General features: G+C 45.0%; 18 protein-coding genes and 1 tRNA gene. 4 read left to right on the top strand and 15 right to left on the bottom strand.

Annotated features, from left to right (window positions below):
- The first annotated feature begins 360 nt into the window (after positions 1-360).
- Positions 361-1,797: a CoA transferase gene (locus L2W36_RS24100; protein ID WP_236111795.1), complete on the top strand. Its 1,437-nt coding sequence runs from the start codon at positions 361-363 to the stop codon at positions 1,795-1,797.
- 148 nt (positions 1,798-1,945) lie between these two features.
- Here the strand turns inward: L2W36_RS24100 and L2W36_RS24095 are convergent, their stop codons facing one another.
- From L2W36_RS24095 to frdA, 11 genes are all read right to left on the bottom strand, one after another.
- Positions 1,946-3,589: an AAA family ATPase gene (locus tag L2W36_RS24095; RefSeq protein WP_236111794.1), complete on the bottom strand. Its 1,644-nt coding sequence runs from the start codon at positions 3,587-3,589 to the stop codon at positions 1,946-1,948.
- 107 nt (positions 3,590-3,696) lie between these two features.
- On the bottom strand, positions 3,697-4,110 hold the full coding sequence (locus L2W36_RS24090; protein ID WP_236111793.1) for a hypothetical protein: 414 nt from the start codon (positions 4,108-4,110) through the stop codon (positions 3,697-3,699).
- A complete protein-coding gene (locus tag L2W36_RS24085) occupies positions 4,107-4,544 on the bottom strand; it encodes a VPA1267 family protein (RefSeq protein ID WP_101959606.1) in 438 nt (145 codons plus the stop codon). The genes L2W36_RS24090 and L2W36_RS24085 overlap by 4 nt, the downstream gene beginning before the upstream one ends.
- On the bottom strand, positions 4,544-5,221 hold the full coding sequence (gene gmtX, locus L2W36_RS24080; RefSeq protein ID WP_236111792.1) for a gamma-mobile-trio protein GmtX: 678 nt from the start codon (positions 5,219-5,221) through the stop codon (positions 4,544-4,546). The genes L2W36_RS24085 and gmtX overlap by 1 nt, the downstream gene beginning before the upstream one ends.
- A complete protein-coding gene (gmtZ, locus tag L2W36_RS24075) occupies positions 5,221-7,884 on the bottom strand; it encodes a gamma-mobile-trio integrase GmtZ (protein ID WP_236111791.1) in 2,664 nt (887 codons plus the stop codon). The genes gmtX and gmtZ overlap by 1 nt, the downstream gene beginning before the upstream one ends.
- On the bottom strand, positions 7,884-9,341 hold the full coding sequence (gene gmtY, locus L2W36_RS24070) for a gamma-mobile-trio recombinase GmtY (RefSeq protein ID WP_236111790.1): 1,458 nt from the start codon (positions 9,339-9,341) through the stop codon (positions 7,884-7,886). Before gmtY ends, gmtZ begins: the two co-directional genes overlap by 1 nt.
- 155 nt (positions 9,342-9,496) lie before the next feature.
- The gene (locus tag L2W36_RS24065) at positions 9,497-10,192 is read right to left on the bottom strand and encodes a hypothetical protein (protein WP_236111789.1); all 696 of its coding nucleotides are present in this window, start codon (positions 10,190-10,192) and stop codon (positions 9,497-9,499) included.
- A gap of 154 nt (positions 10,193-10,346) precedes the next feature.
- Entirely contained in the window at positions 10,347-10,709 is a 363-nt protein-coding gene (gene frdD, locus L2W36_RS24060) for a fumarate reductase subunit FrdD (RefSeq protein WP_006075447.1), read from the bottom strand.
- A 10-nt stretch (positions 10,710-10,719) separates the two neighbouring features.
- Positions 10,720-11,103 (bottom strand): fumarate reductase subunit FrdC, encoded by a 384-nt coding sequence (frdC, locus tag L2W36_RS24055; protein ID WP_006075448.1) that lies wholly within the window; start codon positions 11,101-11,103, stop codon positions 10,720-10,722.
- A gap of 1 nt (position 11,104) precedes the next feature.
- Positions 11,105-11,845 carry a succinate dehydrogenase/fumarate reductase iron-sulfur subunit gene (locus L2W36_RS24050; RefSeq protein WP_006075449.1) on the bottom strand — a complete coding sequence of 247 codons (741 nt, stop codon included), beginning with the start codon at positions 11,843-11,845 and terminating at the stop codon, positions 11,105-11,107.
- Positions 11,845-13,662: a fumarate reductase (quinol) flavoprotein subunit gene (gene frdA, locus L2W36_RS24045; RefSeq protein WP_006075450.1), complete on the bottom strand. Its 1,818-nt coding sequence runs from the start codon at positions 13,660-13,662 to the stop codon at positions 11,845-11,847. The genes L2W36_RS24050 and frdA overlap by 1 nt, the downstream gene beginning before the upstream one ends.
- Before the next feature lie 249 nt (positions 13,663-13,911).
- On the opposite strand from frdA, the gene epmA reads away from it, so the two are divergent.
- Entirely contained in the window at positions 13,912-14,886 is a 975-nt protein-coding gene (gene epmA, locus L2W36_RS24040) for an elongation factor P--(R)-beta-lysine ligase (RefSeq protein ID WP_082795553.1), read from the top strand.
- Here the strand turns inward: epmA and L2W36_RS24035 are convergent.
- The 4 genes from L2W36_RS24035 to rsgA all read right to left on the bottom strand — a co-directional run bounded on the left by L2W36_RS24035 (position 14,883) and on the right by rsgA (position 19,607).
- The gene (locus L2W36_RS24035) at positions 14,883-15,779 is read right to left on the bottom strand and encodes a DMT family transporter (RefSeq protein WP_038223789.1); all 897 of its coding nucleotides are present in this window, start codon (positions 15,777-15,779) and stop codon (positions 14,883-14,885) included. The genes epmA and L2W36_RS24035 overlap by 4 nt on opposite strands.
- 113 nt (positions 15,780-15,892) lie before the next feature.
- Entirely contained in the window at positions 15,893-17,308 is a 1,416-nt protein-coding gene (locus L2W36_RS24030; protein WP_063604349.1) for an SLC13 family permease, read from the bottom strand.
- A gap of 220 nt (positions 17,309-17,528) precedes the next feature.
- Positions 17,529-18,419 carry an archaetidylserine decarboxylase gene (gene asd / locus L2W36_RS24025; protein WP_236111788.1) on the bottom strand — a complete coding sequence of 297 codons (891 nt, stop codon included), beginning with the start codon at positions 18,417-18,419 and terminating at the stop codon, positions 17,529-17,531.
- A 132-nt stretch (positions 18,420-18,551) separates the two neighbouring features.
- Entirely contained in the window at positions 18,552-19,607 is a 1,056-nt protein-coding gene (gene rsgA, locus L2W36_RS24020) for a small ribosomal subunit biogenesis GTPase RsgA (protein ID WP_124940538.1), read from the bottom strand.
- Between the two features lie 99 nt (positions 19,608-19,706).
- On the opposite strand from rsgA, the gene orn reads away from it, so the two are divergent.
- The gene (gene orn, locus L2W36_RS24015; RefSeq protein WP_006075671.1) at positions 19,707-20,252 is read left to right on the top strand and encodes an oligoribonuclease; all 546 of its coding nucleotides are present in this window, start codon (positions 19,707-19,709) and stop codon (positions 20,250-20,252) included.
- A 175-nt stretch (positions 20,253-20,427) separates the two neighbouring features.
- Positions 20,428-20,503: transfer RNA gene (locus tag L2W36_RS24010), tRNA-Gly, on the top strand.
- Positions 20,504-20,524 lie beyond the last annotated feature (21 nt).

Raw genomic sequence — 20,524 nt, 5'->3', positions numbered from 1 at the left:
TAAGGGACATGATGGTAAAGTAAAATAATAAAGCCACTCCTGATGCTCGCACAGCTCACTACTCGCTAGGCATTTATGATTTTCCTTGACCATCGGTATCACGCTCGTAGAAGAACCTCCATAACTCGCTTTTGGACAAAAGTCATTTAGAGTAATCACTTAAATTAGGCAGATGCGGATAACTTTAGGTATGGCAAAGTCGCTTGGTGATTAAAATGCGGGGTTTATGATGCGCTTACGTTTAAGAACTTAAAGCTATATTCTTTACTTGCTGTTTACTAAAAGTTGTTACAAAAACAGAAGCTTTTGATCGAGTGAGCTACTATTTAATAGTCGATAATATAGTTGGAGACTCAAACGATGAACAACGTAATGCAAGCAAAGCTTGATGAAATACTAGAAACACTTTATTTAACAAAAGATGCCTTTAAAGGCAATGTACAAATTAAAGGTCAAGATCCTATAGTAGCTTCACCTCATCATATTGGTGACTCGACAGCTATTTTACTCGCTTTGTTTGGCATGGAAATTTCCTCAATATGGGAAAAGAGAACTAATCAAGTAGAAGATGTGAATATTGATGTCGATCGTGCTGTAGTACAGTTAGCTTCGATTTTTTACAATAAACAAAATGGGGTTCAAGTACCGTATGAAGATTTAGGACTTGTTGAAACAACCGATTTTTTCGAATGTAAAGACGGGCGTTGGGTATATATAGTTTGTTCCACACCTTCTCTTCGACAAAAAACATGCTCAGTTCTTAAGACAGAGGCAACACACAAAGCATTCTCTAAAGCGTGTTTAGAGTGGAATGCTATGGATTTAGAAAAAGCCATTTTAGCTGTAGATGGTGCGATCGCAATGGTGAGAAGCCGTGAAGAGTGGAAAAGCTCTGAACAATATAAACATACCATGCGAGACAATTTGATTCAGATTGATAAATTAACCAAAACGAAGCCTACTCCATTCACACCAAACCCACAAAGGCCTCTTTCAGGAGTTAAGATTATCGACAATACTCATATTCTTGCTGGCCCACTATGTGGTCGTTATATGGCTGATGCTGGAGCTGAAGTTCTTCGAATTTTGCCGCCTCATTATACGAACCCTGTAGCAATGGAAATGGAAACGATTGGGGGCAAACATAGCGCGTGGCTTAACTTAAAAGACGAAGACAAAAGAAATGTTTTTTTTGATCTAATTAAAGAGGCTGATGTTTTTATCAACTCATACCTCAATATGGAAAGCATGGGAATCACACCAGAGAAATTACACAGTATCAACCCGAGTCTCATTTATGTTGATTTTACGGCTTATGGTACTTCAGGCCCATGGAAGACACATGGTGGTTTTGAACAACATGGACAGTCAGTAACAGGTTTTAGTTCTAATGAAGGTTCTATGGATGAACCCATTAATCCACCAACTTACTTGCTAAACGATGTAATGTGTGCCATAGAAGCATCGATAGGTATTGTAGATACACTTCAAAGAAGAGAAACTGAAGGTGGAGGTTTTCATATCAGAGTTTCTCTCTCACGTAATTGCGATTGGGTGCAAGAATTCGGATTGTTTGATCGTAATGACCTTAACGCATTGCCAAAATCTGTACTGGACAACCCAGGATTAGCGGCAACACTGAGAGATGAGTTTAAGTTACCAACAATAACAACTCCGCATGGGCCTTTGGGTGAAATGACTTTCCTGCCATTACAGATTGATTTTTCTAATTTAAAATTACATCCCACTTGGAGTGGGGAACCTAATGGCGCATCTAAACCAATGTGGGTTAAGTAAACTGAGTTCGGTTTAACCCATAGCTAAAAATCAGCATAAACTACTTATCTTACTTCGGATTAGTTTTGCTAAGGAAAGTGCATGCCCCTAAATTATGTAGAGCATTTAGTCTAAGTAATTTATTGGGGCATTTTCGTGTTTGAAATAGCTACCGTAACAGCTCTTTCAAGTAGCTATTCCGCTTATGGGAGTGGCTAGGCGCTTCGGTGATCTGCCTCATATCATCGCTACTACCAACGATATGGATTTCCCTTTCAGCTCTCGTGATTGCCGTATATAGCCATGCTCTATCTACTATTCTTCCGTTTTTCAGAGCGATGATGATGCATGGAAACTGTGACCCTTGAGCTTTATGTAGGGTGATTGCGTAACCCAATTCCATGCGGTCGAGAACGGACTGTGTTACCTCGACCTTTTCGCCTGTATCTAGCGTCACTTCACCGTAACTATCACCAGAAGGTTTGACACTGGTTAGTGTGCCAAGTGAGCCGTTCTGAATACCTTTGTCGTAATGATTCTGGGTAAATAACACCGCATCATTCATGCGAAGGGGCGAAATGAACTTATCACCATTGATTTCGAACTCAAGGTTTGTGCTATCTGGGTTAACGGCTTGTTGGGTGAGTTTATTGATTTCTGATACGAGTGCCTTGGTTGGAGCCATGACGCGACTATTTTCAGGACTATGTTGGTAAAGCTCACAACAGACTTTGGCAATGTCTGTTTTACTGGTTTCGTGAAAGTGTATTGCTCCCGTACTTAATCGATTAGGCGCCACACCTTGATTGATGAGCTTTGAGTATTCGGTGATACCCGTTGACCCTTCCTGTCTCTTGACAATATCTAACATCGTATTAGCCACCGTTTTTGCTTCAACGATGTCTGCCAATACCTTTCCACACCCGATGGGGGGAAGTTGGTCGGGGTCATCAGTGAATATCAATCGCACAGAGGGGTGAATGTGATTCACAAGACGATACATGGTTGGCAAGTCAATCATGCTTGCCTCATCAATCACCAGTAGGTGATTGGGTTTATCGATACTGGGTTCTACGGGGTCTTCACGCAGCAACTTGGCAATGGTTGAGGTAACAAAACCGATAGACTCATGAAGTCTCATTGCAGCGCGACCGCTGAGCGCAACGGCGTGTATTTCAAATCTAAGTTGATGGTAAGCCCTGAGAGCCGTTCTGAGCACCGTTGTCTTGCCTGTTCCTGCACCGCCCGTAATGCAGCTTACCGAATTATCCAGACATGTTGTGACGGCTTCGATTTGTTTAGGGGTTAATTCGTAGGGAAGCTCCGCAGCCACAGAGCGATATGCAGCATTGGCGTTTTCGTCAAACAGGTCATTTCGCTTAATCAGTGTATTTAGCCGCTTGGCAACGACACTTTCCATCAGAATTTGCGCAGTTGGATAGTAGGCTCCTGTGTCGGGATTTAAAATGTACTGAGCTTTATCATGACCTGATTGTAACGCCTGAGTGACTAGTGCTTTGTCTTTCAGTAGCTCGTTTAGATAAGGGCGCATATTGGCATGAGAGGTATAGGTGTGACCTTTTTCAATCTCCTTACGAATCGCCATTTCCAGAGCAGCGCTGAGCCTTCTTGGGTCATCCTGCGCAACATCGCTCTTAAAATCCGTTACCTTGATAATATCTTCAATGGCACTGAATGAAAGACCAAAGCCCATCAGAGCATAGGGGTTATCCTTAATTACCGCTATGGAGGCTTCACCGTGATGTTTGAGCAGTCGTTGCTGCACACTGGCGAGGATGTTGTGCTCGCTCATCCAGTTGCAATATGCCAGATTTTTATATTTGGCGTACCCCTTAAAGAGCGCTTCCACTGAATCGTCACTCAGAATCGATGTCAGACGCTTTCTAGACTGGGGTATCATTATCGTAGTGTGGCATGGAAGTCTTTACCCAAGAGCTGCCAGAGCGCCCTAGCTTTGCTTTCACCAATGCCCTTGAAGTCATTTTCTTTGGCGATAAAGCGTATCAGTTGTTCGCCAGTTTCGGGCAGCGTGCATTCAATATGCTTGGGTGATTCATACGTGTGCTGCTGCATTACATAATCACCCATCTCCATATTTTCTATCTGGTGAGCGCCTTTGACTGACCAGTGCTGGCCCAGCGTTGGAAGCACAGGGATGCTATCGGGGTCGGCTTTGATCGTGATGTAATACTTCCCACTATTGGTTTTGTAAGAGTCTTTCGCCAATGGTACACCGCTGAATATCACTATCTTGGTCGAGCGATAAGGGATACTAGTCACACGCATTTGGTCTTCATGCAAAGCGCTATTCATCGTGGCATCAACCCCATTTCAGATAAGGTTTCAGATAGCTCACCAAAGCGCTCAAGTCGCTTTTCAAGCTCTTTGACCTTGGCTTTCAATTCAATGTTCTCAGCTTCTAATGACGACACCCGCTTTGAATCGAGAAGCTTTCGATTTGCTGTGTTGTCGTAGGCTTGAGGTTTGCCCTCATTCTTCTTGGCAGTGTCGGTCAATGGTGGCAGGACACCTTTACCACGCAGCTCATCTTCTAAGGCTTTGAGTGCTTTCTTGAGGGCAGGATTTTGGTTTAAAGCCGATTTCCCACAACCAATACCCTTTGCCACTTCAATACGATTAAGTTGGCCTCTGAACACGATTTGTTTAAACTCATCGTCCGTCTGTGTGGCTTTCCAGACCTCAAATGCCTCAAGGTTTTGTTGCGCTTTCTGCTGCCCACTTGCCATTAGTCATCTACCTCACCCAATAGCTTACGAAGCCCTGTGACAAAGCCTCTAGGGAATACTTCGCTGTTGTATTCCATGTCTTTTACCTGACCCGCTTGAGTATATTGCCAGTCGTTCTTTTCCATACATTCATCAGAAATGGCATACACTAAGGCTTTTTTCTCTGATTCGGTGAGTACGCCTGATAGGGATGGCAGCACTTCCACGCTTGGTTCTGCGGTGTTGTCAAACTGACGTACAGGGCGTTTGTCGATGGTAATATTGGCGTGTTGCTTGAGCAAATTAACCTCTTTGCGGTAACGGTTGCGTTCGGCAATGATTTGCCCAAACAAGGCGCGTACCGCAGGGTCTGGGATGCGCTCTAACAGTTTATTATCCGTAGGGATGGATTTAGACCGTGAGGTGTTGGATAGCGGTTTTTTGGTATTGGTGTTGTGCTTTGCCGCCCACGCCTCAATGAGTGTTCGGTAGTGCTTGTTGCGGGTCGCTCGGATGGCTTCATAGGCCAAACCACCATTTTCAGCAGAAATTCGACCAATTTGCGTGATGGAGAAGTCTCTCTGACCTGATTCTGCATAGGCTTTCAGTGTGTCGTTGAGCTTATCGAGATTTTGCTGAGTGCGAGGCACCTTGCCTTCTTTTAAGTCAGCCAGAATGGCATCAATATCGAGTTCCATTAGTCCTCCAATAAGTTCGGTAGTGCGATACTATTTAGGTGAATGGTTTTATCAGTCAGAGCATGAATGCCCTCAGAGAACAGCTTGTTGTCGGTCAGGTACTCACCCGCTTCGATGTAATTAGATACCTTGCGGTAGCCTTCGAGCTTGTCGTCAGGGTCAGCGATTTTCGCCATTTGCCGCAGCATAGCATTGGCGGCAATAAGTTGCTGTTTGTCGTCCATTTCCATGAAAATCGGCTCGAAGCCTTTTTTCATTAGAACACGACTGAGCTTGCGTGAACGCTTTTCAATAGCAGGTGTTTTACGCAGTTCGTCCTGTAAATCAGGGTAGAACTCTGCGTCATCACAAAGCAGTGATAGATGCAGTAACTCTGAATCAGTTTCGATAAATTTCAAGGCATGGCTGACATCTTGCTCAGAGCCAACCGCAATCAGTTTATCTTTGGTGTCATCGTCATTTCTGGCTTCTTCGACTCGGATGATTTTCTGAATCAGCTCAAAACATGCTATCCAGTCTTTTGCGTATTCATCGGCTTCGACTTGTTGTTTTTCATAGCGGCGCTGTAGAGCTTGCAATTCATCGTATTTGATAAACGGCTTACCTTGCTCTTCACTGAAGAACTGCTCATCTTTTAGTTCTTCTAGCCCACTCTCAATTTCAACTGACAAGTTAGCTGCCTGATGCGCTTTATAGCTCAGTTGGTTGAAGTGCGCATTAAGTGTAGGTAAGTATCGTGCTTCGGTAATAAACCAACGACAGCGGATACAGTTTTCAGAGCCATGTGGCACGCTAGCATAAATACGGTTAGCAGCCGCTTTTGCATCATTAATTAACGCACCACCATTCCAGCAGCCACCAAGAGTACTGACTTCATCAGATTTCACAGAGTTACCACCGACCAAGCACAGTCCACAGGAGCGTTCCTCCCAACCAATCGGGTTGCGGCTAACCAGTGCTGCTTGAACGCTATCCTCGCTGTGATACACCATCTTGCACTTAATTTGCTCCATTGCAGCATCTTTGAGGAAGTTGCGTATCGATTGTTTTGACTTTGCATCCAACTCACTATGCGCTTCGTTCATCTTCTCAGCCATCACCGATGGGGTAATCTTGTTGTAGTAGATGGTCATTAACAGGCGTGTATGCCCTGCTAACAACTTAGAAATAACAGGCAGTGGCAATTGCGTGTCCATCGTATATGCTGTGATAAGCGAGACGCGCAAACTGTGTAAAGGAAAGAACGTGGATACCTTAGCCGCTTCTGATGTGCCTTCAGGGTATTCCACTACCAACCTCAATCGCTCACCGCTATCCAACGTATTGCCTTGCTCTGCCAGTTGGTCTTCTAATGTCAGTAGGAGTTGATACCAGAATGTCTTGAGCCTAGTGGCATCTTGAATTGGCTTATGTTTATCCTCACCCTTTGCAGATGCATCACGAAACAAAAAGGTAATTTCACCCATGCTTTCTAGCTGCTTTTTAGACTTTTTAAAACCAATGTGGGCATCCTTTAATGTGGTGCAATCAGTCGGTTGTCTTATGGGGTTGTATTTTTCTTGCCAGTTGCGCAGCTTTTCCAGCCAGTACAATAATTCTTTGTTTTGCCACGGAATGATATAACCACGATCTAGTTCGTCTTTGTTCTGGTCGGCAGTCTTGTTGGTGTTGATGTATAGACCCGTTGAATACAGCCCTGTCATTGCATCGTGAATACGGCGGAAGATGCCTTTTCCGAATGGACGCTTGTCACTGCCGAGTGCGAAGTCATGCCTAGTGTTCGCTACCCATTGACCTTTTTCATAGCGCCATGTATCGGCCTCGCCGCTGTCTAGCATGCGCACCTGATAGGTACGCAATGGTAGGTGCAACTTCATGAAAATTACCATTGCTTTGACAGGTGACCAGATTTGGTGAAGGGTGATTAACTCACCTTTTCGAGTCACTTTTTTGGTGCGCCACACGCAGTCAGGGTCGGTTTGGTCAATCAACTCAGGCTCAACCTCAAACCAATCACCGCCCTGTTTTCCTTGTCCTGTCTGTTGCTGCGCCCATATCCAGTTCTTGAAATGACGATAGTGGTAAGCAGGAAGCAGGGGTTCACCTTGCTTAAGATTTTGCTTGATGACCGCAAGTTCGGTTTTATCAGGTAACGGGCAGAGGATTTGGCGCAAGTTTTGAATATAACGATAAGGCAAAGGGTTGCGGACGGTCTCAGTAGGGTTGTGTGTTTTCTTGACTATTTCAAATGGATTCACGACTAGAGAGGTCTCTCGTCCGTGGTCGTCTACTTCTGAAAATCTATCCTCAATAATGAAGTTTATAAAATCATGGCAGATTTTGACATAATCACAATGTGCTCTGAAATCATTTAATCCGTTATCTTTTATTACTTGAATGTACTCATAACTGTTACAGACATGCCCATTGTGACCATTAAAAAACAATCTTATATCAACAGCATAAGGTGCCTTTTCTTTGATGTATTGTTCAAAAAAACGCTGCAAAGCACGCCTTTTATGGGTTAGCCCACTTTGTTGTGTAGCAATCCACGCCACTGCCAGCTCTTGCCATTGTTGCCATTCCATACCTAGTGTTGTGAGCATCCAAGAGAAGGATAAATCTGATGAGCGCCCGTCCTGTTTTCTACTTTTTTTTGCCATTATTTACTTCTCAATTTTGGATGCCTGCCAGTGAAGTAGCCTTGTGGATCGATGTCGTCAAAGCCATGTTCAACCAGTGCTTTCCAGTCGAGTGCTTTAGCTTTAGATGCAGAGTTTGCCAGTTGTTGTGTGGCTTGGGTTAGTTCTTCAGAGACTTCCTGCTGACTTGAACCAGTATAAGGAAGTTGTGAGTCCAAGTTTTTATGGTGAAGACATCGCTTTCGAATTAGCGGGTCAACCTTTGCTCGCTTGAGGCGTCTACCGTAATTATGTCTATGCCCGTGAGGGTCTAAGCCTTCTGCCTTGTTCGGCTCTAAAGCAAGGCGCTTCAAGCCATTGGCGTAATTATCATGAAAAGCGTTGATGGTGTATGGGTTTCCAATAGCGCTGTGATGAAAAGAAATAAACGCATAAGGGTGATGGCAGTCGATGCTGGCGCGGTACTTTTGATAGTTTTTCCAAAGTGACATAAACACTTTAGCATAGTCAGTTGGAAACCATTGAACCTGTATGTAATTATCTTTGTGGTCAACTACACGACATTTCCAACCGAGGTGAGCCGTGCCTTTCATGTGTCGGCGGGGGATACGTGCGTACTTTTCTTTTAAGTACGTTTCTCTATTCTTATTTTTAGAGCGAACTTCAGGGTCACTTGGAGCTTTACCATCGACTTCATTGTAAATTCGAACGATAGCACTGTCTGGGTTATAGGGATCTTCAAACACATCTGTGACCCAAAGCGTTAAAGCCTCACTTTCGCGTAACCCGCCACCATGCATGAGTAGGAGTATTAGTTTGTCCCTGAGTGCCACTCGTGGGTCACTTGCACCACCAATGCCATTCATATAAAAATCTTTCCAGTGCTTTTCAGGAAAGGCGATAGCATCATCTTCGGTCTTGGTGAGCGGTGTGCGCCCCTTGATGGTTCGCGCCTTGCGGATGGTTTTATTAACGGTCTTATCTTCGATATGACCGAGAAAATCATTTTGGTTTTTTCGATACCATGCGGCATAATTTAATCGCTGTTCATGAGGTGTGGCATCCCGCAAGGGATTCATTGACGCAGAACCTTGTTTGTCTGCCAGCCAATCGGTGAATGCCGTTAGTCGATGAATGTGCTTATTCACGTTACTGGTCGAGCTGGGTATCCAATACAACCCTGATGGGTCAAGCCCATCCTCACCAATCGTTCCTGAATACAACCGCTTAGAAAAGGCCTGGAAAAGCAGCTTAGGGTCGTCAAACAACTCCTTATTAGCTTCCATGTAATCCAGTAACAAGGACACCGCTTGAAGAAAACCATTCATGACGGAATTACTCACACCGTTCGCCTCTAGCTTGAGCAGGTAGTCCGTGACCGTACTTAACTCTCCCTGCTCAGTTAGTAAAATAGGCAGTTGGCTTTTGATGCCCGTATTGTCTTCTACAACCGTTGCTCTGACTTTTACTGATGACAAACCATGCTTTCCTATACATTGAATACACATTATTTACTATATACTTTACATCTTCGCCTTTCAATAAAAAGGCAGAACTCCCTGCCTTTGTACACAATATACACCTTTTATGTCACTGTATATAACTTAGGCGACCTTTTTTAATGGAAGAGGTATTACTCTTGTGGTCGCCAGCTTAAAGCACTGGCTACGGTGCCAAGCGCTAAGGTGTCCATTTCTGATTTAGGCAGATTGGCTAAGGTTTGTAAGGTAATAGCGCCGTTGATTTGTGCTGCGGCTACCTCGATACTACCACGGCTAAAACTATAACCAAGTGGGTTATCGACACTCATCATTAAGCCTTCACCATCGTGGATGGATTCCACGTTAAAATGGGTACTGTCTAAGCGAATGAAGCCAGTTTCTTTTTTAGTTGTCGACAAACTAATAGCTTCCGACTTTCTGGCCATTTGATACTCACCAACCGACTTACCATTTTCGCTGATCTCACAAACATAGGGACCGTTACCACCGAACGAGAAGCTGCCAAGGTCGACGCTGGTACCGCCACCACTGCAAACGAGCGTCCAAGTTTTACCGTTATCCTTGCGGGTCACCTCTGCAACCATCTCTCCTTCTTTGGTATTAATGGTATTGAACCAAGAGCTAGTGGAAGCACTGCGCGAGTATTTACCTTGATACAATCCGGCAAGATCAAAACTGCCCTCAGGACCAAAGCCCCAAAATGTACCATCCGTTTTAAGCATCAGTTTTGGTTGAGCTGCCACGGCATCTGATGTGGTCATATTAACGGTAGAACCACACCCAAAAAGTGCACTAGAAATAAGCAGTGCGCAAATAGACTTCTTCATTATTACATCTCTTTTTTATTATCAAGCGGCGCGGATTGTATAGAGAGAGTTGGGTTCTGCGTGTAAGCATTTGTCTTCTTAAATGCTGAGTCACAAAAAAACTGGCAATAAAAAAGGCAGCGATATCACTGCCTTTGAGGGTTGTGTCTGTTGCTTAGATCATAAAGATGAAGATAACAGACAGTGCGCTGATTAAGCCTGCAAAGAAGTAGCAAGCGATTTTACCTGCTACGCCCGCGTGGATTTTCAGATCGTGCATACCGTGATGCAGGCGGTGCATCGCATGCCACATTGGAAGCGCTAATGTGGCTATGATGAATAGGGCACCAATGATGCTTGTAGCAAAATCTGCGACACGTTCATAACTCATCGCTTCTGGGCTAATAATGCCCATTGGCACTAGAATACCAAGCACAAGTACCGTTACTGGTGTAATCATGGCAAACCAAGTACCACCTGCACCAAATAGTCCCCACCATACTGGTTCGTCAGAGCGTTTTGGGTTTTGATTAATCACGATTCACTCCTTATACAATGATGAGAACGACTAGTGAGATAGCGGCTACCGCTGCCCACTGAGTAAGAACGATGGTTTTCTTTTCGACCAGTTTGCCTTTCAGCTTGATCGGCATAACTTGCGGCATCATGCTAAAGAAAGTTTGAGCATGGAATAGACTGCCTGCGAGTGCCACGATGTTAATCGCGATGACGATAGGGTTTGCCATAAACTCCAGCCAACCTTGCCAAGCCTCAGGGCCTTTCACTAATGCACCCAAACCAAAAGTCAGGAAGATAGTGAATAGAATAAGAGGCAGTACCGTCGCTTCACGCAACATATAGAAGCGATAGAATGGATGGTTTTTCCACCACGTGCGTTTGATTTCACGAACATAAGGTTTTCTGTTACTCATTCTACGCCTCCTGTGGTTTTAGCATTGCAATGACGAAGTCTTTAGAAGACTCCACTTTACCTTGGTTAACCGCTGCAGCTGGGTCAACGTTCTTCGGGCAGACTTCAGAGCAGTAGCCCACAAACGTACAGCCCCAAGCACCGTTTTCGCCGTTGATCATCTTCATACGCTCTGCGGCACCATTGTCACGGCTATCAAGGTTATAGCGATGAGCAAGTGTTAGTGCTGCTGGACCGATGAACTCTGGGTTTAGACCAAACTGAGGGCAGGCCGCGTAGCAGAGGCCGCAGTTAATGCAGCCAGCAAACTGCTTGTACTTCGCCATTTGCTCAGGTGTTTGGATGTTGGTACCATCTTCTGGTTTGCGATCATTACCGATGATGTATGGCTTGATAGCTTCAAGGCGCTCGATGAACGGCGTCATATCGACAATCAGGTCTTTCTCGATAGGGAAGTTAGCCAAAGGCTCAATCTTCAGGCCATTTTGATGGTCACGAAGGAAGCTTTTACAAGCTAACTTAGGCACTCCGTTCACCATGATGCCGCACGAACCACAAATCGCCATACGGCAAGACCAGCGGTAAGACAGATCTTTATCTAGGTGATCTTTGATGTAACCAATCGCATCAAGTACAGACATGGTCTCATCAAACGGAACTTCAAATGTTTGGAAGTAAGGTTCTGAGTCCTTTTCTGGGTCATAACGCAGGATCTCAACTTTCTGAATACGATTAGCTGACATTATGCTTGCTCCTCCGCACTGTTATCTTGAGATGCTTTCGCTTCTGCCGCGGCAGCTTTTTCTGCTGCTTCACCGTATAAGCGCGCTTTAGGTTGAGACTTAGTGATCTTCACATCGCTGTAATCGATGCTTGGCGCGTTATCCTCTTGGAAGAACGCCAGAGAGTGCTTAAGGAAGTTCACATCATCACGCTCAGTACAACCATCATCTAAACGTTGGTGTGCGCCACGTGACTCTTTACGCAGGATAGCGGAGTGAACCATAGCTTCTGCAACTTCAAGTCCATAACCCACTTCAATGGCATAAAGAAGGTCAGTGTTGAACACCTTACCTTTGTCTTTGATGCTGATTTTCTTATAACGCTGTTTGAGCTCAGCAATCTTATCAAGCGTGGCTTGCATTAGATCTTCTTGACGGTAAATACCGCAACCCGCTTCCATGGTGTGACCCATTTCAGTACGGATTTCAGCCCAGTTTTCATCGCCTTCTTGGTTCATTAGTGCAGCAATACGAGCTTCAACAGCTTCAACTTGTTGTGCGATAGCAGCGTCATCCCAGCCTTTAAACGCTTTGGCACGCTCTACAGCTTGTTCACCTGCAACACGGCCAAATACCACGAATTCAGCTAGAGAGTTAGAGCCTAGGCGGTTAGCACCGTGCAGACCAACAGAAGCACATTCGCCCACAGCAAATAGGCCTTGAATACGTGTTTCACATTGACCATTGGTTTCAATACCACCCATGGTGTAGTGAACGGTAGGACGGATTGGAATAGGCTCTTTCGCTGGGTCAACGTTCACGTAAGCTTTTGCAAGCTCACAGATAAACGGTAGACGCTCCTGTAGATACTCTTCACCAAGGTGGCGAAGATCTAGATGCACAACATCACCAAGTGGATGCTTGATCGTGTTGCCTTTTTGCTGTTCGTGCCAGAACGCTTGTGACACTTTGTCACGAGGACCCAGTTCCATATATTTGTTCTTTGGCTGGCCAACTGGTGTCTCAGGACCCATGCCGTAATCTTGTAGGTAGCGGTAACCATTCTTGTTGACGATGATACCACCTTCACCACGACAGCCTTCTGTCATCAGGATACCTGTACCAGGAAGACCGGTTGGGTGATATTGAACAAACTCCATGTCACGTAGTGGTACACCATGACGATAGGCCATCGCCATGCCGTCACCTGTTACGATACCGCCATTGGTATTACAGTGATAAACACGGCCAGCGCCACCTGTTGCAAGCACAACAGACTTGGCTTTAATGGTAACCAGTTCACCTTCAGACATATGAATAGCAATCAGACCTTGAACCTCGCCTTCAACGACAAGTAGGTCAACCACAAAGTATTCATCAAATCGTTTGATTTGCTCATACTTCATCGAAGTCTGGAACAGAGTGTGTAGCATATGGAAGCCGGTTTTATCAGCGGCAAACCATGTACGTTCAACCTTCATACCACCGAAACGACGAACGTTAACTTCGCCATTTTCCTTACGGCTCCATGGGCAACCCCATTGTTCCATTTGGATCATTTCACGTGTGGCATTTTCTACGAAATATTCGACAACATCCTGTTCACAAAGCCAGTCACCACCACCAACAGTATCGTTGAAGTGGTTATCTAGGCTATCTTCATCCTTGATTACAGCTGCAGAACCACCTTCCGCGGCCACAGTATGTGAACGCATTGGGTAGACTTTAGAAATCAGAGCAACTTCCATTTCTGGGTTTGCTTCTGCTGCTGCAATGGCAGTACGAAGACCGGCGCCGCCTGCGCCGATGACTGCGATATCTGTGGTAATTGTTTTCACAGTTATCCTCCAGTGTGTGAGAGCGAGTTAGCTCGCGAGTTATAATTAAATGCTTAAGTAAGCTTTTATAGAGTAAGGTTTTATATTAGATAAGCTGTATGGCAAAAAAATTGATTGAGTTAGGTTTTTGCTCCGGAAATGCAAAGAGAAGCATAGTATTTATATGATGTGTGATTAAAATCACGCGTTATTGAGTAGAAATCTCCACAATCGTATAATTATCAATAAACAGAGCTAATGAGTTTAATTATGATTTGCAATGAGTGGCAGCCTACAGCATCTGTGGCTTTGCTGAAAAAAAGAGCGCAAATAATCCATTCAATACGAGACTTTTTCCTATCAAGGAATGTAATGGAAGTGGATACGCCTGCTATGAGTCATGCGACCGTGACAGATATCCATTTACATACGTTCCAAACGGAGTTTGTTGGGCCGGGTTATGCGGATGGTCGTAAGCTGTATTTTATGACTAGTCCTGAGTTTCATATGAAGCGTTTGTTGGCGGCGGGCAGTGGCTCTATTTATCAAATCAATAAAGCATTCCGCAATGAAGAAAGCGGTCGCTACCACAACCCTGAGTTCACCATGCTTGAGTGGTATCGCGAAGGCTTTGACCACCACCAGTTAATGGATGAAATGGATGAACTGTTAAGGATGGTGTTGGCGTGTGATGGCGCTGAGCGAATGACATATCAACAGGCGTTTATGACCCACTTAGGAGTGTGTCCGCTAGTAGCGAGTATGCCAGAACTCCGAACGGCGGCTGGAAGCTTAGGGCTAAGTGATATTGCGGATAAAGAACAAGATCGAGATACGCTATTGCAATTGCTTTTTAGCATGGGAGTCGAAACCAAGATCGGCCAAGACGTTCCTGCGTTCGTGTATGACTTTCCTGCCTCACAAGCTGCTCTGGCTAAGGTCAATCCAAACGATGAGCGTGTTGCGGATAGATTTGAAGTCTATTTTAAGGGCATAGAGCTAGCGAATGGTTTTCATGAGCTAGACAACCCAAACGAACAATTAGCTCGCTTTGAAGAGGATAATCGTAAGCGTCAGCAAATGGGACTTCCTCAGCAGCCAATTGATTACCATTTAATAGATGCACTAAAGTCAGGCATTCCTGCATGTGCTGGCGTTGCTTTAGGTATTGACCGCCTCATTATGTTAGCACTTGGTGCAAAACATATTGATGAAGTGGTTGCGTTTCCGTTCCCGCGCGCTTAACTGACCAATATGCTGGTGCCCGCGACAGCTAATAGGGCACCTAACCAAGCATATTTATTGGGGCGCTGCTTGGTGTACAACCAAAGTAGTGGCAGCACCATAATCGGCGTGGTCGAAGAAAGCAAAGCGACCATCCCCACATTTCCGGTTTGCAATGCAAACAGAATCAGCGTCATGCCTACCGCCATCGCTAAGAAACCGTTAAGTGCCGTAATACCAAATATCGACCAAGTAATAGGGTTAATGCTCTTAGCGTGTCGAGCCCCGGTAAATAGAAACAAGCTATGGGCGATAAAAGCGGTGATCATACGTATGGCAGAGGCAGCGACAGGGTCCACTGAAGTTTGCATCACGGGCTTGGCAATAATTCCACCAAGAGCCTGACACAAGGCTGCGGTGATACCAAGTCCTACACCAAACCACACATTACCTTTGATGGTTTCGAGTTCGCTGGCTTTATGGTTACTCTTCCCACGTCGCCCAAAGAAAATAGCCGTAGCAACCCCGGAGAAAACTAAAGCGGAGCCGACCAATTCTAACGATGTCATGGTTTCTGCAAATAAGAAGTAACCTAATACCGCCGAGAACACGGCGTGGCAGGAAAATAGTAGCCCTGCTTGTCTCGGCCCCATACGGTTTAGGCAGGCGAACAGGGCGGTATCACCTATAAAGATACCAATAAGCCCAGAGAGCATCATCGGTGTAATATGACTGGCTTCTACGCTTGACCAGCCACCAGTAATGGCAGCCATCGTGGAGAGTATGATTGCGGTACAACCCATGCGCCAGCGACTATAGGAAAAGGATCCTAGATGCTTGGCCGGGGTGACGGAAATAATGCTAGATACCGCCCATAAAAAAGCGGCGATCAACGCCAGCCATTCAAATCCCATTGTTATCCCTAACGTGTATTATCCCTGTTAATTCATTAGGTTTTACTATGGCACGGTGAAAACTGCAATGAAATCCTCTTACTTGTAAGCAAGAGGATCTCATTCACCTATGATCAGGTGAGGATGAGCGTTGCTGCATAGACTATGAGCAGGCCGATTACACCAATGATAAGACCGGTTTTTGCCATGTCTTTACTTTCTATAAGCCCGGTTGAGTACGCCAAGGAGTTTGGTGGTGTGGACACTGGCAAAATCATACCGAGGGATGCTGAGAATGCGACCACCACGAGCAACCCTTGTAAACCGCCAATGCTGGCTAAGCTTTCCATTGATGCACCGATTGCCGCCGCGATAGGCATTAACAGGTTTGCGGTTGCGGTATTGGACATAAAGTTAGCCATTAACCAACAGACAATCGACAGCGTAATCACGACAGCAAATGGAGAGAGGGACTCGTAATCAATGGCATGCGCTAATGCTGCGGCCAGTCCGGTTTTATCCAAACCAATCCCAATGGCGATACCACCCGCGACTAACCAAAGTACGTCCCAGTTAATGAGCTTCAGTTCATCTTTACCCATGATGCCTGTTAGCGTAAATACAGCAAGTGGAATGATAGAAACTACATAGGTATTCATGCCATGAAGCTTGGTGGTCATCCATAGTAGTATCGTTGTGGCAAAGGTGACATAGACAACCATAGCCCGCCAGTTTCTCTGGAAAGCGCCTTCCAGTTTGAGCACCATTTTGTCTTCAGAAGATGGAAACAGTTTCTGTAGTAGGAACCAAGCTAATGTGAGCTGAACGATGACAAACGGTAGTCCCATCATCATCCATTGCAAGAAATCAATCGTGTTTTCACCAGTAAGATATTGCAGCGCGATAGCGTTTGGTGGTGTTCCGATCGGAGTGGCAATCCCCCCGGTGTTGGCGGCTATCGGAATACAAAGCACTAAAGCTTTGATACCCAAGTCACCTTTGGGTGCTGAGGCTACGATAGGACCGAGAAGGGCTAACATCATGACTGTTGTTGCGGTATTAGACATAAACATTGAGAACACAGCCGTAATCAACATTAACCCCAGCATAATGAACTTAGGCTGCTGTCCAAAAGGTTTAAGTAGTACGCGAGCTAGGTTGTTATCAAGTTCGTATTTTGAAGCGGCGATCGCAAGCGCGAAGCCGCCCATAAACAGAATAATAATAGGTGATGAGAAGGCACTGAAAATATCGGTGTAAGCCATCAGTTCACCAAGTTCATGACCTGCTGGTGGCGTGCGGAATAAGTGAAGTCCTTTGTCAGAAATCATGATCAACTCAAGCGCAATGATCAAAATTGAGGTGGCAAAGACTGGTACTGGCTCGAGTACCCATAGCAAAGCGGCAAGTAAAAAGATGGCTAATAATCGGTGCTGAATCAGCGTGAGGTCATCAATCGGAATCCAATCAATAGGCATCATCAGGACGCCTAACGGCACTAAAAAGCAGATGAATAGCTTTATGAGTGTCCCAGTATGTATCTTCGGCATAGGGGCGGTCACCATGGTGGATATTTAAACTGCACCTAGGTTAAAAGATATTCTACTTGGGGTCTTAGACTGGTATTAAAGTTTTGAAAAGTCGAGGGAAGATTCGTAAGGTGTTTTGCTTTGCGTCAAAATCTGAATGGCTATTTATCACGGGATTTTAAAGTGAAGTGTCGTTATATCATCTAAACAAAAAACGGTGCCTAGGCACCGTTTAAGTTTGTTATTCGTCGTCTTGTAACACACTTTCCGTTTGGTTTTGCTGATGAGCGTATGGGGTGCCCATAACCGTTGGCGCGTTATTCTGCATGCTGTCATCAAAGCGAATGCTGTCTTTAGCAAATAAGTTGATGACCGTTGAACCCAGTTTGAAGCGACCCATCTCCTCGCCTTTCTTCAGTACGACTGACTTATCACCTTCTGCAGGGTAGTCCCAGGTGTAAACAGTATTACCGCGAGGTGGTGTTACTGTGCCAGCCCAGATAAGCTCAATACTGCCCACGATTGTTGCCCCAACCAGTACTTGAGCCATTGGTCCAAACTCAGTATCGAAAATACACACAACGCGCTCATTTCGGGCGAATAGGTTTGGTACATTTTCGGCTGTCAATGGGTTTACAGAGAACAGATCGCCTGGAACATAAATCATCTGACGCAAGGTGCCATCGCATGGCATGTGCACTCGATGGTAGTCTCTAGGCGATAGATAGAGAGTCGCAAATTCGCCTTCAGCAAATTCAGCCGCTAAATCAGCACTGCCACCAAGTAGCTCCTGCGCGGTATAGTCGTGGTTCTTCGCTTGGATGAGCTTACCATCTGTGATTGGCCCAAATTGGCTCACGCATGCGTCTGCAGGATGGGAAATCACCGTTTCACCTTCAGCAATTGGACGCATTCCTGGTTTCAGCTCACGCACAAAAAACTCATTGAAGGTTTTAAAGTGAGCCGGATCTGCGTGCAAAGCTTCGTCCATATTGACGTTATATTGCTTGATAAACCAACGAATGATCGCTGTTGTTAGACCGCCTGCTTTTGCTGATGCCAGTTTACCTACCAAACGGGTCAAGCCGTGCTGAGGTATCCAGTATTGCAGTCCAACTTTAATCTTATCCATTGTTTACTATTCCAACATTAATTGAGTGTTATTAATTCAGGGCGCGAGATACTAATGTAATTCGCCCTAAATGTCAGCAATTTGTGAATGATACACGGTCAGAGTGTTAATCTCGCCCATGTTCTAGGGTTATCACAAATCGGCTTTTTTGTTTCTTGAATATTGTCGGTTCGCTTTGCCTTCGCTCATACTATCGATAATTCGATGGTAGTTATCAAAGCGTACTTGGTCGATTTTACCTTCTTCTACCGCTTCGCGAAGAATGCAACCAGGATCATCGAGGTGTTTACAGTCCCTAAACTTACAACCACCTAGATAGGGCTTGAACTCAACAAATGCTTCGGTGACTTCATTTGGTTCCAAGTGCCACAAGCCAAACTCACGTACCCCTGGAGAGTCGATAAGATCGCCGCCTGATGGGAAATGGTATAATCTTGCTGCTGTCGTGGTGTGTTGGCCTAAACCAGAGTTAGTGGAAACTTCACCTTCCTCTACATCGAGTTCTGGCATTAGGGCGTTAACCAAGCTTGATTTGCCGACACCAGATTGACCAACAAAAATATTGATCTTGTCTTTTAGGTGGGCCTCGAGCTCTTCGATGCCTTCGCCACTCTCCTTACTGACCAACAGTACTTTGTAACCGATGTTCTTGTAGACATCTAAAAGTTGGTAAAACGTCTCGCGATCTTGCTCTGGAAGTAGGTCTATTTTATTTAGAACCACAAGTGGCGCGATTTCTAATGTTTCAGAGGCAATCAAATAGCGATCAATGATGTTTAAAGACAACTCTGGCACTACAGCAGAGACGATCACCATTTGGTCAACGTTTGCTGCTACGGGTTTGAGACCGTCGTAGTAGTCAGGTCTAGTTAGCATTGAGGTTCGTGGCTCTACAGCTTCTACAACGCCAGAAATACCATGCATAGATTCGAGGCCAACTCGCCATTTAACGCGATCGCCAGACACCAAAGATTCAATGCCGCGCCTTAAGTTACAGCGGTGAATTTCTTTAGTTTCGAGATCTTCAATATCGGCATGTTGCCCAAAACGCGTGATAACAAGCCCCTGCTTGACTGCACCAAGCATGGTTTCATCCCACTGGACCGTTTCTTCCTTTGCCAGTTTTTTCTTTTGGTTGCTGCGTACACGACGCACCTGACCTTTGGTTAGTTTTTTCTTTTTCGCCACGATATTTCAATGATGCAATTTGCATCAAACCATTTGGGTTACTGAATTTAATTTCGGTATAGTACCTCTTTTAGCAGAAAACAAATAGACGAGGGCATTATGTCTTTCAGTGATGACAACTTGATCTGGGTTGATTTGGAGATGACAGGACTGGATCCTGAGCAACACAAAATTATCGAAATCGCCAGTATAGTGACGGACAGCGAGTTAAACATTCTTGCTGAAGGCCCAGTAATTGCCATTCACCAATCGGATGAAGAGTTGGCCAAAATGGATGATTGGTGCACTAATACCCATACTGCAAGTGGGCTGGTGGCTCGCGTTAAAGACAGTGAGTATGATGAAGCGGAAGCCATTAAACAAACCATCACGTTTTTAGAGCAATGGGTACCAAAAGGAAAATCACCGATTTGTGGCAATAGTATTGGTCAAGACCGACGTTTTCTCTACAAACATATGCCGGAACTTGAAGAGTATTTCCATTACCGATACGTGGATGTCAGTACGTTAAAAGAATTGACTCGTCGTTGGAAACCGGAAGTCCTTGATGGTTTTTCTAAACAAGGAACCCATCTAGCGTTGGATGACATTCGTGAGTCTATTGCTGAACTCAAATATTATCGTGAGACTATTTTTACTATCTGATCTTCGAATATTTGTTAAAAAGATAAGTTTAGGGCTGTAGCTGGCGGAAAAATAACGTATTTTTGTGTGCTTTTTCATCAAACGAAAAAAAAGTTGGTTTTTTTGCTGATAAGGACTTGCATCACAAAAAAATGCTCTTATAATTCGCAGCCCTGAACGACGAAAGACGTTCAATGCGACACTAGCTCAGTTGGTAGAGCGCAACCTTGCCAAGGTTGAGGTCACGAGTTCGAACCTCGTGTGTCGCTCCAGTTTGAAAGTTCTCACGGTAC

It is taken from the genome of Vibrio sp. McD22-P3, from assembly GCF_021568915.1.
GTDB classification, from domain to species: domain Bacteria; phylum Pseudomonadota; class Gammaproteobacteria; order Enterobacterales; family Vibrionaceae; genus Vibrio; species Vibrio mediterranei.
This window is presented reverse-complemented; position numbering and strand designations above follow the sequence as displayed.

Excerpts from the sequence above, each read along its gene's own strand:
- L2W36_RS24100 (WP_236111795.1), top strand. The coding sequence starts at position 361 with ATGAACAACGTAATGCAAGCAAAGCTTGATGAAATACTAGAAACACTT.
- L2W36_RS24095 (WP_236111794.1), bottom strand. The coding sequence starts at position 3,589 with ATGAGCGAGCACAACATCCTCGCCAGTGTGCAGCAACGACTGCTCAAA.
- L2W36_RS24090 (WP_236111793.1), bottom strand. The coding sequence starts at position 4,110 with ATGAATAGCGCTTTGCATGAAGACCAAATGCGTGTGACTAGTATCCCT.
- L2W36_RS24085 (WP_101959606.1), bottom strand. The coding sequence starts at position 4,544 with ATGGCAAGTGGGCAGCAGAAAGCGCAACAAAACCTTGAGGCATTTGAG.
- gmtX (WP_236111792.1), bottom strand. The coding sequence starts at position 5,221 with ATGGAACTCGATATTGATGCCATTCTGGCTGACTTAAAAGAAGGCAAG.
- gmtZ (WP_236111791.1), bottom strand. The coding sequence starts at position 7,884 with ATGGCAAAAAAAAGTAGAAAACAGGACGGGCGCTCATCAGATTTATCC.
- L2W36_RS24065 (WP_236111789.1), bottom strand. The coding sequence starts at position 10,192 with ATGAAGAAGTCTATTTGCGCACTGCTTATTTCTAGTGCACTTTTTGGG.
- frdC (WP_006075448.1), bottom strand. The coding sequence starts at position 11,103 with ATGAGTAACAGAAAACCTTATGTTCGTGAAATCAAACGCACGTGGTGG.
- L2W36_RS24050 (WP_006075449.1), bottom strand. The coding sequence starts at position 11,845 with ATGTCAGCTAATCGTATTCAGAAAGTTGAGATCCTGCGTTATGACCCA.
- epmA (WP_082795553.1), top strand. The coding sequence starts at position 13,912 with ATGATTTGCAATGAGTGGCAGCCTACAGCATCTGTGGCTTTGCTGAAA.
- L2W36_RS24035 (WP_038223789.1), bottom strand. The coding sequence starts at position 15,779 with ATGGGATTTGAATGGCTGGCGTTGATCGCCGCTTTTTTATGGGCGGTA.
- L2W36_RS24030 (WP_063604349.1), bottom strand. The coding sequence starts at position 17,308 with ATGCCGAAGATACATACTGGGACACTCATAAAGCTATTCATCTGCTTT.
- asd (WP_236111788.1), bottom strand. The coding sequence starts at position 18,419 with ATGGATAAGATTAAAGTTGGACTGCAATACTGGATACCTCAGCACGGC.
- orn (WP_006075671.1), top strand. The coding sequence starts at position 19,707 with ATGTCTTTCAGTGATGACAACTTGATCTGGGTTGATTTGGAGATGACA.